This is a genomic window from Paenibacillus sp. FSL H3-0329, from assembly GCF_037963285.1.
In the GTDB taxonomy this organism is placed as follows: Bacteria; Bacillota; Bacilli; order Paenibacillales; family Paenibacillaceae; genus Paenibacillus_AQ; species Paenibacillus_AQ odorifer.
The window spans coordinates 909271-925610 of the sequence record NZ_CP150150.1 but is presented as its reverse complement, the minus strand read 5'-3'; the positions used below and the strand labels follow the sequence as shown (position 1 = coordinate 925610).

6 protein-coding genes are annotated in these 16340 nt (G+C 47.5%); all 6 read right to left on the bottom strand.

Annotation, left to right across the window (positions count from 1 at the left end):
* Positions 1 to 14: 14 nt before the first annotated feature.
* The 6 genes from NSQ66_RS04005 to NSQ66_RS03980 all read right to left on the bottom strand — a co-directional run bounded on the left by NSQ66_RS04005 (position 15) and on the right by NSQ66_RS03980 (position 16202).
* Positions 15 to 944 (bottom strand): ABC transporter permease subunit, encoded by a 930-nt coding sequence (locus NSQ66_RS04005; RefSeq protein WP_036684959.1) that lies wholly within the window; start codon positions 942 to 944, stop codon positions 15 to 17.
* 99 nt (positions 945 to 1043) lie between these two features.
* Positions 1044 to 2546: an ABC transporter substrate-binding protein gene (locus NSQ66_RS04000; RefSeq protein WP_036684926.1), complete on the bottom strand. Its 1503-nt coding sequence runs from the start codon at positions 2544 to 2546 to the stop codon at positions 1044 to 1046.
* A 174-nt stretch (positions 2547 to 2720) separates the two neighbouring features.
* Positions 2721 to 4241 (bottom strand): response regulator transcription factor, encoded by a 1521-nt coding sequence (locus NSQ66_RS03995; protein ID WP_339279568.1) that lies wholly within the window; start codon positions 4239 to 4241, stop codon positions 2721 to 2723.
* Positions 4234 to 6057 carry a sensor histidine kinase gene (locus NSQ66_RS03990; RefSeq protein WP_038568798.1) on the bottom strand — a complete coding sequence of 608 codons (1824 nt, stop codon included), beginning with the start codon at positions 6055 to 6057 and terminating at the stop codon, positions 4234 to 4236. Before NSQ66_RS03990 ends, NSQ66_RS03995 begins: the two co-directional genes overlap by 8 nt.
* 179 nt (positions 6058 to 6236) lie before the next feature.
* Positions 6237 to 11336 carry an S-layer homology domain-containing protein gene (locus NSQ66_RS03985; RefSeq protein WP_339279566.1) on the bottom strand — a complete coding sequence of 1700 codons (5100 nt, stop codon included), beginning with the start codon at positions 11334 to 11336 and terminating at the stop codon, positions 6237 to 6239.
* A 519-nt stretch (positions 11337 to 11855) separates the two neighbouring features.
* Positions 11856 to 16202 carry an S-layer homology domain-containing protein gene (locus tag NSQ66_RS03980; RefSeq protein WP_076142144.1) on the bottom strand — a complete coding sequence of 1449 codons (4347 nt, stop codon included), beginning with the start codon at positions 16200 to 16202 and terminating at the stop codon, positions 11856 to 11858.
* Positions 16203 to 16340: the final 138 nt, after the last annotated feature.

The following is a 16340-nucleotide window of genomic DNA, read 5'->3' as shown; positions in this document are numbered from 1 at the left end:
CCTTTCATGAGGTTCTAGAACAAAGCGCTATCCTTGTTGTATTTGCGGACAATATAGTTGGAGGTCATCACTAGCGTAAAGCCGACAACCGATTGATACAGACCTGCGGCAGTGCTCATACCAATCTCACCCGTTGTTTTGAGCCCTTGATAGACATAGGTATCAATAACATTCGTGACACTGTAGAGCGTACCGGAATTACGAGGCACCTGGTAAAAGAGACCGAAGTCGGCGTAGAAAATTTTACCGATGGCCAGCAGGGTCATGATCGTGATAATTGGACTCAGCAACGGCAGTGTAATATTGCGAATCTGTTGGAACTTACTAGCTCCGTCTATCATTGCCGCTTCATACAGCGATTTGTCGATCCCCATAATAGCTGCGAGATAAACTACGCTGTTGTAACCAACCGCTTTCCACAGATAGACTAAGATCAGGATAAACGGCCAATAGGCTTTTTCCGAATACCACTGAATTGACTCTGCGCCAAAAAAGCCCATGATCTGGTTCAGCATCCCACGTTCGGAGCTCAGGAAACTAAATGCAAAATAGCCGACCACGACCCATGACAGGAAGTAGGGCAGGAACATGCCGGTCTGATACACTTTGGCCAGCTTCTTGTTCACAATCTCGGACAGCACAATCGCCATCAGAACCGACAAGATCAAGCCAAGCAGGATAAATGCTCCATTGTAGAGCAAGGTGTTGCGGGTAATGATATATGCATCATTGGTGGTGAACAAAAACTTGAAGTTGTCTAGCCCTACCCATTTACTGTTGATAATACTCGCCCAGAAGCCGTCGCGGCTAAAGCGGTATTCCTTGAAAGCAATAATCGTTCCTATCATCGGCAGGTAAGAGAAAAAGAGAAACCAAAGCGCACCTGGTAAAACCATGAGCAGCATAATCTTGTTATTCATAATATTTTTTATAAATCCGCTGATTGTCTTCACACTTAGATCCCTCCTGTATGTCCTTATATTTCAAAAAAAGACCGGGTCAGAGGCCACGCCCCTGCCCCGATCTTCTCTTACGTTGATGTTTTACTTGTTGTTGGACGCTTTCCAGGCATCAATTTGCGATTGCGCTTCAGCGATAATTTTGTCCAAACCAGCTGCCTTGAATTTCTCAATAGCTTTCGGTAGATACTCGTCAGGATCAACGGTTCCAGTCATCAGTGGTGACCAGTATTCTTCTTTTACGTTCTGAACCGCAGCGATTTCAGTGGTCACCTTAGAAGTGTCGAAGTTAAAACCAAGCAGCGGTGCATTTACACCGGATTCATTAAACTTTTTGAACTCTTCCCATTTGTTCTCAGGGTCACCCTCGTTCAAATAGTTGATCATGATATTGCCCAGCGAGAAGGTTGGCATGTCATAGTTCTTGGATTCATCCAGGTTCTTCATGGAATTCTCACCGGTCTTCTCGTAGTGCACGCCTTCGATTCCGGAGTCAATCATGTTGCGCAGCACCGGATCGGTGTTGAGCAGGTTCAGGAACTCCATCGCTTTCTCCGGATATGCGGAGTTAGCCGAGATGGCTTGCATCGAACCCATAACGGACCAGTTGTAGATGTAAGGTTTGCCAGCTGGCGTGGAAACTACAGGATAGCCGTAGCTTGCCGACCACAGATTGTCCGCCATCGGCTGGGTAGCCGCGCGATCCATGAACCAGTTCGAAGATTTATATAGATCATCCACCGAAGTTGTAGTTGCTACTTCCGGCGAGATATAACCTGCCTTGTAATATTTGCGAACGGTTTCAAGAGTGCTTTTGAGTTCTGGGGATTCCAGAATGTTCACGATCTTGTAATCCTTCGTGTCCATATAAACAGCCATTGGCATCTTTTCAATGATGTAGTCGAACGGCAGTACTGGCATGAAATCCTTCACCATAGCGTAAGGCGTGATGCCCGGTTCATTCTCTTTAATCGTCTTCAGCAGTGGTTCAATGCTTTCCATTGTGTTCACCCCGGAAATGTCGAGGTTATATTTGTCGAGCAGCTCTTTATTGAAGCGCCAAACTTCTTGCGCCGGAAGCTCTTTGTTGGCAGGAACGGCATAATTATGTCCATCTACCTTGGAACCTTCCAGGAACGCCGGATCAATCGTGTCTACGATGCCTTTTCCATATTCATTAAGCAGGCTGTCCAATTCCATAAAAGCGCCTTTGCGGGCATTTTGCACATAATCGAACGCCCAAGAGCACGTAAAGAGAATGTCCATGGGTTCACCAGCGGCTACTTTGACCTGCATTTTTTGTGTATAATCACCAAAATCAATCATATTCATCTTCAGGGTGACATTTATCTTCTCTTTAGTGTACTTATTGACTTCTTCCACGACACGGTCCAGATCCTTCTGCGGTCCGCCGATCGTGTACCAGATCAGTTCGACTGGTTTCTCGGATGATGCACCGTCGCCGCCCGCTCCTGAACTGTTAGTTGCCGCGTTGTTTGAATCGCCGCCACATGCGCTGAGCGCAAGCGAGAATGCCATAAGTGATGTCAGTAACAGGGAAAACCTTTTTCTTTTGTTGTTGCCCATTCCTGTATAACCTCCCCTTTGTTTACCTCAAGATCGCTGGCCTAATCCGGAATTAAACCAGCAGCTTTCTCCTTCAAGGACTATCTTTACTGTAATTTATGAAAGCATTTTCAAACAGAAGATAAACTAAATAAATCATGTAGAAAATAAAGAAAAGCTTGCAGCGGGGGTCCGCTAGACAAGCCCTTTGTACTCCGTAGGAGATATCCCGACATGCTTCTTAAATTGTTTGTAAAAATATCCAGTCTCCCAATAACCTACTTTGAGAGCGATTTCATGAACTTTAAGTGAGGTAATCCGCAGCAGCTCCTTCGCCTTCTCAATCCGGTATTTATTGATATATTCGGTGAATGACTCATTCACCTCTTTATGGAACAGCTGTCCCAAATACACCGGGTGAATATGGTATTGGGCACCGAGGGTCTTCAGTGACACATCTTCATTGTAGGACTCATGGATATAATTCAGCACCTGCTGCACGACTGGACTCTTTACGTCCCGAACTAAGGCGTCTACCGTAATGGTAGCGGCTTCCTGAATAATCTGAGTTAGTTCATTTATGGAAACTGTGGAGCGAATGAGGCCAAAACCGTCTGCGAAAAGCTCCGGTTCTTCCACATGACGGATCTCCTGCAGCTGCATCTTGAAGCGGATCAACCATTCCATGGCAATGCCTTGCAGCAGCACAGGTGTAATCCCCTCCATTTGCCGCAGCTGCTCAAAATGATCCTGAATCCGCACCAGCAGCGCTTCCTTATCCTTCGCCATAATCAGCTTGAAATCATCTTCCCAATTCAGCGGCATACCTTGGACAGCAACCTCATGCCTGTCCTGAACTTCCTCATAATGCAGCAGATTCCGCTCTGGAAACAGCATGAAATATTCCTGAGTCATCTTTGCATGGGCATAACTCTGAGCCGCAGCCTCCTCCATCTCCTCCACCGTTCCTACGGAGAGACGCATTGGCGGACCGCCAGTTAGGGATAACAGCAGCTGCGCATGAAGCCTCTCCACCGCTTCTTTGCCCTGCTGATACTCACTAAGCAGATGCAGCAGCACGGTATCTCCATCCATATCCCGGAATGCAATCAAAGACGGGTTACTGCCTACAACCTCTTCCACCGCTTGGAATAGCTCGGCAGCGTCCTGTTCAGGGCGAAGCAGAGCTACCTGCACCAGCGGCTTATCTAGTCTAAGTCCCAGAAAATCAGTCCGTTCGCTGAATTCCTTCGGCCCAATCTGGCACCGCAGCCAACGGTACATCACATTATCGCGCAGAATGGAAATACTATGCGCATTGAATTGACTCTCTTGGCGGGAGACACCCAGCTTCTCGGCGGCAGTTACTAATGTTGCCCGGAACTCTTGCAAATTAATAGGCTTGAGCAGATAATTTTCAATGCCGAGCGCCATTCCTTCCTTAAGATATCCAAATTCATCATAACCACTGAGGATAACAACTTTGATCTCCGGTTGAATCTCCCGCACAGCCCGGATCAGATCCAGTCCGTTCATCAGCGGCATGGAAATATCCGTGATCAGAATATCTGCTGGGACAAAACGCAACGACTCCAGCGCTTCCTGGCCGTTCTCGGCGTGGCCGACAATCTCCATCCCCAGTGCTGCCCAATCCACAATGTCATATAATCCTTCGATAATAAAAGGCTCGTCGTCCACAATGAATATTTTATACATGGTTTGGATCATCCTCTCCCAGATCGGGAAAATACACAGTCACGGTTGTGCCGGTACCCGCTTCGCTTTGTAATTCAATGCCATACTCACTGCCATAAAGCAGCTTCAAACGTTCATGAATACTGCGCAGGCCGAATGATTCCGATTGTTCATCTGGCTGCAAAAGACCTTCTTTGAGCTGGACCAATCTGTCCGGGGCAATCCCCCGCCCATTGTCTGTAACTACCGCACGCAAATATTTGCCATCCTTGGCCACAACCACACTGATGTGATTATCATTCTTGTCCACGCGCATCCCATGTAGAATGTAATTTTCAATGATGGGCTGCAGCGACATTTTGAGTACAACTCTTCCGGTAAGCTCTTTCCCGCATTCCATTGTATAAGAGAATTTATCCTTATAACGGATGCGGAACAGCTCCAGATATAAACGGCAGGCCTCTAGTTCATCCTTCATCGTATGCTTGGGTTTCTGGTGAACATAGCTTTTGAACAACACCGACAAGCTGTAGATCATCTCCCCGACATCTGAAGCTCCTTGAGAGATGGCCCTCATCCGGATCACCTCTAAGGTATTGTAGAGAAAATGTGGGTTTACCCTGGCTTCAAGCGCGGCAATTTCGGTATGTTTTTGCTTGATTTCAGCCTTGAACACACGGTCTATATGAAGATTCAGCTCATCCAGCATGTCGTTGAAGCTCTTGGAGATCTGCCCCAGCTCGTCTTCTCTGACATCGGTAATCCGGGCATCCAGGTCACCGTTTTTCACTTTGCGGGTGAACTTGATAATTTTATGAGTCCGTCTGGCAAAATTATTGATAAATAAAGTGGGCGTAATAATCGCAAACAACAGGCAGATCAAGCAGATAATGAAGATCATGTTCCGCAATCCCCTATAGGTGGCGGCTAATTCCTGCTTAGGCACAGCACTCAACACAGTAAATCCGCCTTGGGTATGAGTCTGCTTAGTAATGATCATCCCGCCAACTTCTTCACCATCTGTATAGGCGGAATTCATCTGCTCGGGATAAGGATAGCGCTTTCCATAATAAGTGCCCGAGGTATCAAATAACACATCCCCATCCGCTGCCAGCACCAAAATCTTTCCCTTGAAGTCATCCTTATAATTGCCCATACTCCCCCAGACCTCGCTGGCATCAAAATAGACTAGAAGCTGACCAATGTTGCGCAGTGATATCTTGTTATTGACCGGGGTACGAACCGTAAACATCGGCCCCTCCGGAGATGAGATCGCCTGACTGACCCAAGTGTTTGGAGCGGTGACACTGCCTTCCTCCTCCAGATACAGCGCATCCGGTACAAAAGAATGGGCTGCATTAGTGGAAATAATCTGAAATTTGCCTTGGTCGTTATAGACATACAACTGCTGCTCAGCTGCACTGTAGAGCATTAAACTGCGGATATCAGAATCATCTTCAACTTGATTGCGAAAAAACTGCACGGTATCCGTCGTAGCATTACTTTCGTTGAAATACCGATCCAGCCGGTACCTCACGTAATCTTCATACGGGTGCTCCAGCAAATACGACGTATTAGCAGTCAGCTCCGTGTCCCGGTACACGTCCCGCATCATAGACTGTACAGAGTCATATTTCTGCTCAATATAGCTGTTGATGCTCTCCACGGTACGTTTCTGAATCTCCATCTGCCGCTGCACTACGGCCTGAGACATGAGCAAGAACATCAGGTAAGAGAAGGTGATAATGGTGACCACGGCAATGACTGAGAAGAGCAGGATGATTTTCATAAACAGATTATTCTTCAGATACTTTCTGTACAATTTCCCCGGAAACATCAGCAACCTCCTACAGCAGGGGGGAAGCCTAAGCTTCGCTGCTTGTCATTATGAATAAAGTATAGCATGAGGTGCTTCCTGCCTGTGGCTGGTAAAAGCTTGCATTCCTCCGCTAAGCAAAGACAGTCTGCCCATGGAGCAAAGGGCTCCTTGGGCAGACCGGGGTGGGACTATATAATCTACCGGATGTAATTCAAGATGAACTGCGCAGCCTCGGCACGGGTCGCCAAGCCACCGGGTACAAAATTCCCGTCCGTGCGGCCATTCACCAGACCCAGTGATGACGCAGCATTCACGCTGTCTGCCGCCCAGGCTGCTACCTCACCGGAATCGGTGAATGTTGCCGGGGCTGAAGACTGAAGCGCTCCATGCTCCAGTACATAGGCACGCATTAGCATAGTCACAATCTCCTGGCGGCTGATGTTCGCACTCGGATCGAAGTGTTCAGCAGTGCGCCCGCCTACAATACCTGCCCGGACCAGACGCGCCAGGTCTTGCTCATACCATACACCAGATGGCACATCACTAAATTTCAATTCCGCCTGAGCTTGCAGTCCCAGCACGCCAGCCAGCAGCTTCACAAATTCCGCTCTTGTAATACTGCGGGCGGGCTCAAATCCATTTTCGGAAGTGCCTTGTATCAGATGTTTAGCCGCCAGCTGGCGGATAGTGTCCGCAGCCCAATGGGTAGACGGAACGTCAGCGAAGGATTTATTGTACTCCAGCACAGCCAGCCTGCCTGTTCCGCTAAACTCTCCTAGCAGGAAGCCATTCGCGTATACTCCGCCGAGATAGGTAAGCGAACCCCCTTCAGCAATAGCATATAAACCAAGCAAATTAGTATTATAATCCGTATTTGCTGCACTCCATTGTATGGTTACTGGTTTGCTGAAGCTTGGAAGACGGTTAGATGTACCATTCCCCGCGATGATGCTCAGATCAAACGTCATCCCCGTACCCCGCAAGACCACCCCACGCTCTGCTTTCAGTGTGCTCATGTTCAAAGTTTCCGGGCTGAGCTTCACCTGAATCTTGCTGCCTGAAGCTTGAGCTTCATTAAGCAGCGCCTTCAATTGCACCAGCAATTCTGGCGCAATACCAAGTGTGGTTCCCGAGGCGGCCAATTCAAGTTGACGGATCCCTAGCAATTCACCTGCATTCACAGGCAGCTCGATAGCTGTAACGCCTGCCGGCACATTTACCGTCACTTTGCCGTTCTCAGTAGATGTACTGAGTACACTTGCTGGAACAGTCAATGTTGCACTAGTCGGACTTGGAAGCGGCGTTGCTGTCGCTGCTGAAGTCGTTCCGCCAGTTCCTGTACCTGTCCCTGGAGCCGATGTCGGCTGCGGTGTAGATACAGGAGTATTGTGGACCTCCAAATCAATAATCCCGCTCTTTTGAACAGCCGTATAAGGGCGGCCATTCAGTATTTTGGTGTTGGTGACTACGGCCGTGTATTCGCCGCTGTCTGTTTCTTTTGCAGAAGCAATTGTATAGTTACGCTCCACAGCGCCTTCAATGGCCTGCCCGTCTTTCAACCATTGGTAGCTTAACTCGCCATAAACTGTAGAAGCCACTACTGCAAAAGACACCTTATCACCTACAGCTGCCGGATTCTTATCTACGCTATAAGCGGTGATAATTGGCGCATCGGGTGCCGGATGTACTGTCACCGTAAGTTCATTACCGGTTCTTGTTGAAGGCTCCGTTCCCTCTTTTCCAGTCAGAACCACACGGAACTGCGTACCGCTGTCTGCTTCAGAAGCAGTAAATGCGTATACCGCCGAAGTCACGCTCTCCGCCACAGTCCATTCCTCTGCGGTTGCTGCCTTCGTCTCCCAGCGAACCGATTCCACATCCCCGCGGATCTGTACGAACAGCTTCACTTCTTCACCAGCAATGACATCAAGTGCAGAAGGAAGATCGGTTATGAAATCAGGCGCTTCCCATGGTGCTTCAGCCGGAGTTACGTTAAGTGTGTACTCTGCTTCACTGCTGTCACCAGATTCATTGATGACGATGACCTTGTACTTATTGCCATCCATCCCGGTAGTCAAAGCAGGGATAGTATAGGAGGCGGACATTCCCAACGCATCTCCATAACCGCTGCCTGTGTCCGCATACCAGGCATAAGTCAGCTGCCCTGCGCCAGTGGCAACTGCCGTTAGTGTCGCGGACGTATTTTCACGGAAGGAGCCTTCCCCTACGATCTGCACCTTTGGAGCTTGCAAGGCCCACTTCGCCTGTAAGTTCAGTTCTCCGGTTATTAGATCTTCGGCAAAATTCCATCTTCGCGCACCTTCTCCTTCTCCAACGTACCAGCCTTCCAGGTCATAGCCCTCTCTAGCAATGCCCGTAGGCTCCAAGAGCAAAGTGCCATACACAGCCTCGGCCACAGTATTTGCTGGTTCACCCCCATTAGCATCAAAGAGAACGGGATAGCTGCCTTTCAGATAGACCGGTTTGGAGCGGTTGCCTGCATAATCCTCCATCACCACATGCACAACTTTTGCCGTCGAGGTAAAGCTTAAGCTCGCCTTAGTTGTCCGTCCACGGATAATCATCGGCTTATTGCCAGAGCTATACGTTGTGGCAAAAGATTTCGGATTCCCATCTTCATACACATACATATACCGCCAGTCTCTGGTATTCGGCATCGGCAGATTCAGCTTACCGTCCGTCCAGGACCATTCTTCCGCGTAAGGTTCCGCGACCGTGTCGATGAACCGGCCGCTGACCGAGACTGGATCGGTGTTGCCTGCGGTAACGGTGACAATGTAATCATCGCCGTTTACCGGCATCCCCGTGAACAGCGCAGTGCTTGCACCTGCCGGGACAACCACTTGCTGTGACACCGGTTCGGATGTCGTAATCCAATTCAAAGACTGCACTCGAACGGTAATGTCACCGGAAGCTTGGGCGGAGTTCGTCCAGTTCACAGTCAACTCCCCGTCCGCGCTTGAATCCACCTTCACTCCGGAAACCGCCGCATCCAGATCAAAAGCCAACGATGCCGCTTCACCCTCCACTCCATCCGCACCCACTGCAACCACTTTAAGGGTTCCAGATTTCACCGGGAGATGCTTCAGATAGAACACCTCATCGTATTTGCCGCCCATAAATACATCATTCACGTACACATTATATTGCTTGATCTTAGTGTAATCGGGACCTAGCTTCCACTTCACAACCATTTCACCTGTATCTGTAAAAGCTTCCGCAACTGTTAATTCCGCAGGAGCTGCGGGCTTTACGGCAGACCCGTCATAAACGCGCAGCTGTCCGACGTTCATCTGGTAGGTGGACGCTGTTCCTTGCCCGGGATCGAAGACCAGTCCAAGGGCTACAATATTATGACCCGCGTATGCACTCAGGTCCAACTCCTTTGTCACCCAACCTTCCGAGTGCTGACCACTGTTTGGAATAGCGACCTCTACTACGGTATTCGGATCATCAGCCAGGATGAGTCCTACCGCCATCGCCGAAGCATCCGTGGCAGATGGCTTATTGAAGCTGATCGACAGCTTGGAGTTGCCATTGACCTCCAGCTCTGTTTTGTAAAGACGCAAGAAGTTCTTCGCATTCAGATTGCCGTTCACCACCAGTGAACTGCCACCGTTATACGCACCGATCTGCTCATAGTTGTAACGGTTTGTACCCGCAAGGTTGTACTCCGGTCCATAATCAAAATCTACAGTAAGCTTATTGCCAGCAGTATCCTGCCACCACTGCCAAGTCACTGGGATATCCTGCAGGCTCATATTAGACCACTCATCCGGGTTCGATATTTCACCGTTCACGGAATAGGACAAGCCCTGTCCAGTGTTAAAATTGGTATAAAAGTTCTTGTCCTTAATTACCGAACGCTCCGCAATGACGGAGGAGATTCCCGGCCAGTAACGGTTGTCGGCATAAACATCGGAAACGGTATTGGTTGCAGATTTGACCGTATTCTTAGGGTCCATGTTCGGGCCTGACCACCATAGCTGCTCACGCAGTTTTGTCATCCATTGGTAGTCATTTTCGGATCTGTGCGAGACCGGGTAGGACAAGTTCATATCCTCATCCAGACCGGCATGAACAAAGTCCGCACCGAGTGTAGCCAAGCTGAGCCGTGGCAAGCCATTGCTGTCCAGCTTGTTCATCAACGCTGTTCCGTTAACGGACTTGAACCGGTCGCGGCCTGCTTCCAGCCCTGCAAAACCAACGTCAAACAAGTTGTAGCTTGTTCCCAGACTGGCATTCAGATTGCTTAAGTAATTAGCCGCGTTGGTAATCTGTGTATTGCCAGCCCCGTAGTCGAAGAAAAACGAATTGGAGACGGGTTCCTTGGTGCTTTTATCCACTAAAAAGGAGATATTGGTATCATTAATCGTCCGGGCGAACGTATTAGCACCGGTATTGGTGTTCAGAGAGTCATACCACTGTACATATAGGCCGCCCTCTTGCAGCACCTTCATAAAACCGATGTAATCGGGGATATCCTGGGTCGCGACATTCGGATTCATCTCTTCCTGATTTACAAAATAACCGTCAAACCCGAAATATCCGGCCATCTCGATCAGTTTATCCGCCACCGGAAAATTACCATTCTTCTCGTCTTTAACTATCATTTGTTTGTACGTCTGCTGTCCACGGTCATTATTGGAAAAAAAGATTCCCGCCAATGACAGCACGCCGTTCTTATGCGCTGCATCGGTGTAGGTAGGGTTCGGGATATTCAGCATGCCGAATTCGAACCATTTTTGCTGCCAGTCCTTCTGGGCCAATTCATCATAATATTCCGGCGGGGTGTACGCAGTTGCTGTACCGTGCCAATAGGAGTAGTAATCGATATATTGCCAAAAGTTAAAATGATACTGCGCAAACTTGTTCGTATACGGCGCGTTCTCAATAAAAGCATTCCCGTAGTCGCCAGCAACGTTGATCATCTGTGTGTCTGCGCTAAGCGCTGGGTTAGCTTGGGTTGCAGCAAATGGGGCATTCCGCTTCTGCAGCGGCACCCGCGATCTCAACAGCTCTGCATCCGGATCAGTTGCCGGACTCCAGTTCGCAATATGGCTGCTCGTATATCCATGTACATTAGGCTGATTGGCACCCGGCGCACTGTCTCCTGTAAAAGGCCACGTATCGCCGGCGTAAGCCGTTAGGGGAAGTCCTGAAACTAGCAAAGCTGCCGCCAGAACAGCTGATGTCAGCTTACGACGCGCCTTTTTACCGGTGTGAAGGTTCATTTTCCACTCTCCTCGTCCTGTAGTTGTTTCGGTTACTCTCATCCATGAAGCGTAATGTGTGCTCAGTATATCGCCGAACAGCAAGTAGATTACTTCTGTTATCCCGTCCCTCTGCCGCTCCTACCCTCTTCTGCCTGCACATTCTGTATCCAACCACATATGTGCAAGCGCATTCATATTTGTCGGCAACCCCCCTGTCTTACTTTGATTAGTCCACCCTAATCTAACCCAGATCTTTCCTTACAAATAGCCGCAAAATTAAAGATATGCTGGATAAATTAAAGATTATCGCGCCAGCAGGGATCGATATCCTGGCAATGAGTGGGTCGTTAAACATATGTTGGTTGAAAATATAAAGAGGATAAAGAAGCGTGGCCTCTTTTGCCTCCTATCTCCGCCACTCCGCCGTATTCGCTCAAATCAGAGGCACTTTTGCCCCTCTTTCACGCCACTCCGCCGTATCGCCGCCCTCCCTCAGACTACCCAGCTACGAAAAAAAGATTGTCTCTCCGTCATCAACGATGACCTTGAGGCAATCTTTTTTCAAACCATCCGATTTAGTTACTTTCCTTGCTTCTCAAGCAAGTTCAGAATGATTGTTACTGCTTCGGCCCGGGACGCTACCTGGTTAGGTGCGAAACGGTTTTGTCCTATGCCATTCACAATGCCCGCGTCTGCTGCTGCCGCAATATATGGTACTGCCCATGCGGGTACATCCTTAGCATCATTGAAGGTTAAGGTCGCTTTTGGATCTACTGTAATGCCCAGAGCCCTAACAACCATAACTGCTAATTCAGTGCGAGTAAGCTCCTGCGTAGGACGGAAGGTACCATCGTCATAGCCGCTGATAATTTGCAAAGCTACTGCCTGAGCTACAAAGGACTTAGCCCATGCCGGAATCTTCGCTGAATCCTTAAAGCTTGAAGTGTTACCACTGTCCGGCAATTGCAGGGCACGAGCCAGCATAGTGATAAATTCAACCCGATTTACTTTCTGATTAGGACGGAAAGTATTATCCGGATAACCGCTAACGAAGCCTCCTGCTACTGCCTTCTCAATAGCCGCTGCTGCCCAATGGCTGCCAGTATCCGTCAATGATGGTTTGACTACTGGCGTTGCAGATGGTGTAGGCACCGTTGTTGGTGCTGGTGTAGCTGTTGGTGCTACTGTTGGCGTTGGTGTTGCTGTCGGTTTTGTTGTTGCCACTGGACCTGTTGATGATCCTGTTGTTGGTGCTGCTGTTGGTGCTGTCGTTGGCGCTGTTGTCGGTTCCGTCGTTGGCGCTGTTGTCGGTTCCGTTGTCGGCGTTGTTGTCGGTTCTGGTGTTGGATTTACTTCCGGATCTGCTTCTTTAATAATACCGAACTCTTCCAGAACGTACGGTTTAGCATCATTAATATTCTGATCGATCTCATAAGATACAGCTGTTAATTTGCCACCATCTACAGTAATACCTACAAAGGTCTGAACTTGACCGCGTTTTGGACGCGTAGCATCACTTGGGTCCGGTCCGTATTTTGCTGCTGTATTCTCATTTGCTACTTCGAAGAGATTATAATACGCATCTCCCAATTCTGGTTTCATGTTCTTGTAGTAAACCTTCGCTCCCGCTGTAGCTGGGATCAGATAAATCGTTCCATCTGGATTTACTGTGTACTCTACAGTTTGACCATTGAAGCTTTCCTTGATCTTCACTGTGTCTGCCGCAGTTCCATCAGCTTTAATTGGCTTGGTCCGGGCATAAATATGGTCGTGTCCTTGAAGAACCAAGTCAATGCCCAGTTCAGCCATCATTGGAGCAACCTTCGCTCTTTCTCCATTTGTACCCATAATGTCTTTGTCAGTAGCATGGTTAGAGGTTGTGTAAGGACCTTTATGCATAGCTACGATAATCCACTTCGCACCAGCAGCCTTCGCTGCTTTTACGTCAGCCTTCATCCAATCCAACTGCGCTTGGCTGAAGTTAGCAAATTCATCTGAATTCTCATTTGTATTTAGGACTACAAAGTGAGCATTGCTGTAGTCATAGGAATAATATGCTCCAGTTTCTGTTGCAGAGCCCGGTGCTTCCTTAATATTGTAGTGCTCATAGAAGGCATTTGCCTTATCCTCATGATTCCCCGCAACAGGCACGATGGTCGTGTTAAGCAGGGTATCCTGCGAATGACCAAGCAACCAATTCCATTGTGATTCATTAGTTCCGGTATCTACGATATCTCCGTTAATCGCCACAAACTCAGCATTCGGGAACGTCGTAAGGGCTTTTGCCATCGTTTCACCGGAAAGAATCGCTTCATCTTCGGTCTTAGCCTGTGTATCAGCCAAATCGATGAAAGTAAATGCTCCTGTCTTAGCGGCAGTTTCAAAAGTTCCCACTGCACTCCACAGGCCTAGTGCTTTATCACCTACACGGAAGTAGTATTTTGTATCAGCTTTCAGGCCAGAAGCTTCCGCTTTATGAACTAATTCATCCTTTGAATTTCTGGAAACCGCCGAACGTCCTGTAAACTCAGCAGCCTTAGCAAAGTCTGGAGTAACGCCCGTATTTTCTACAACCTGCAGATCGTTTCCAGTAGACTTCAACGCTGTGTACCAAGTGAATCCTTTTGCACTCACTGGATCGCCATTAAAGGTAACTGTAACTTTTTTAATCGAATCCGTTGAAGCGATAGCAGCTTCTGAATTTGTTCTTTCACTTACAGCTTTGATAACAAATTGATAGGTTTGGTTTGGATTAGTATTTTCTACAGTGTAAGTATAAGAAGTTTTACCTTCTTCATTAGGAACACTGACCATCCAATTTGCGGATACCAGATCATTTTGCTCATAAATTCGATATCCAGACACTGGTGCACCGGAAGCTGGCGCATCCCAAGTCAACGTTATTTTACCACCATCTGCTGCAGTAGCCTTTGCATTTTGCACAGGTTTAACTGCTACTTCCGATTTATGAATGCTGTAGTTATCATACGAGTCTGTAGAACCACCAGTTGTTGTGGTGTAGGCTTCGTAAGATAGCTCATCATTCGTTACCGTCATCCCCGTGAACATTTCCTTGCCAGGCTGTCCGTATTTAGCTGCAAAAGGGAATGTTCCTGAAGCTACGTTGTATTTTTTATTGCCCGCTGCATTTGTAATCAGGTATAAAGTACCCTTAGGATCAGTTACTACTCCGTTTGAGTCCGGAACAATATCCGTCAATGGTTTGTTGTTGTACATCTGATAGCTTCTAGCAAAGGTGTGGTCATGCCCGCCAATTACCATGTCGATACCAAGCTCATCAAACACCTTCGTTAATTGCGCTCTGTAAAAGAGTACATCTGTATCATTGGTGTGATTGGCAACGGAATAAGGAGATTTATGCAGAAGCACAACCTTCCATTTCTGATTGCTTTTTGCCGCTTCGCTCCGAAGCCACTCCACTTGTTTATTGTAAATTTCGTTATTCTCAAGATTCGAGCTTGCACCATAATATTCTGTATTAATTACCATAAAGTGCGCTGAACCGTAGTCAAAAGAATATACAGAACCATCAGGTTTCGCACCTGTATTCGATACATTCGGCAAGTTAAAATGAGAGCTATAATTGCTATAATTTTTGCTTTCATGGTTGCCTACCAAAGGCACCAACGGAATATTCGCTAAAATATCCTTAGGCTTATTGAAAAACCATCCCCATTGCTCCTCAATATCACCGTTATCCACCAAATCACCAGAATTCAGAATAAACTCACTTTCCGGGAATTTAGCTAATCCTTCTTGAAGGGTATGATTCCAGATATCAAAATCTTCTTCAGTTGTTCCTTGGGAATCCGTTGTATATAGGAATTTAAAAGCTTGGTTGCTGGAACGTTCTGTCTTAAAAGTTCCTACGTCGCTCCAATTATCAGCTTGTCCATCTCCAGCACGGTAAGCATATTCCGTGCCCGGCTGCAGATGATCCGCTATTACCTTATGGCTGGTTAGCACAAGTGGTTTTTTAGCTGATTTATCCGCTTTTGTCATATACACACTAGTTGTAACGGATGTTCCTTCATACAATTGAGCTCCTGCCGCTGGAAACTGGCCATTCTCCAATTTAGAAGCTTCTACCACTTCCAGTTTGGTGCCAGTCACACTTTCAGGTGCATACCAGTTAAATCCCATACTAGTCTGCGGGTTGCCATTAAAAGTAATTGCGATAGAATCTGGCTTCCCAACTCCAGGTTCTACTGTCTCCACTACAGGATAAGCAATCAGGCTCATATCCCAATAAAGGTCAGAGCTAGTGTCTCCCGTCTGGTGAACTTCAGCTGAAAGCTCATTACTTCCATCCTTCAGATTGGCTTTTACGATTTCCGTTAGGTCAACCTTTGTATACTCATTTGGATCACTGCCATTAGTTGTACTAAGTGTCTGATAGTCGATTTCACCAGCTGGCATAGCCTCGCGGTAGATTTCTGCACCGTTCAGATACAGCACAACTCCGTCATCAAATGCAAAATTACCCAATACTTTATCCGATTTTGTAATTTCTTCCTTATTCACAGTTACATTTGTACGGAAATAGGAAGTACGATATTTCTTCTTTTTATCCGAGCCGTAGCTTATATTTGTATTCAGAGCACCAAATTGCTTGCTGCTGACTCCGGCCCCAGAATCTTTATAACCAAGCGGCGCTTGGCCTGATGCCCATGTAGAATCATCGTAAACAGACCGCCATACCGAACCTTGATCCGTTCCGTTATCTAGATATTTCCATGTAGAATTGCCCGCCAGTAGTGTAATTGGCTCTAGCGTTTGTAATTGCAGTAATCCAGCATCCTCATTGCTGTCTTCTGCAAAAGCTGGCATTCCTGTAAATGTAAGTCCCAGTACCATAACGAAGGCTAGTGTCATGGATACTGCTTGTTTAAATAACCTGTTCATAATCAGTCTCCCTTACTGTTATTATGAAATGCTTGCATCCATTCATAGTAACTACTAAATATTTTCACAATGTACGGATTAATCCACTAGTTTGTAAAAACGGCTTGTGTATTTAATCAGGCAAAAGTGGTTACAGTA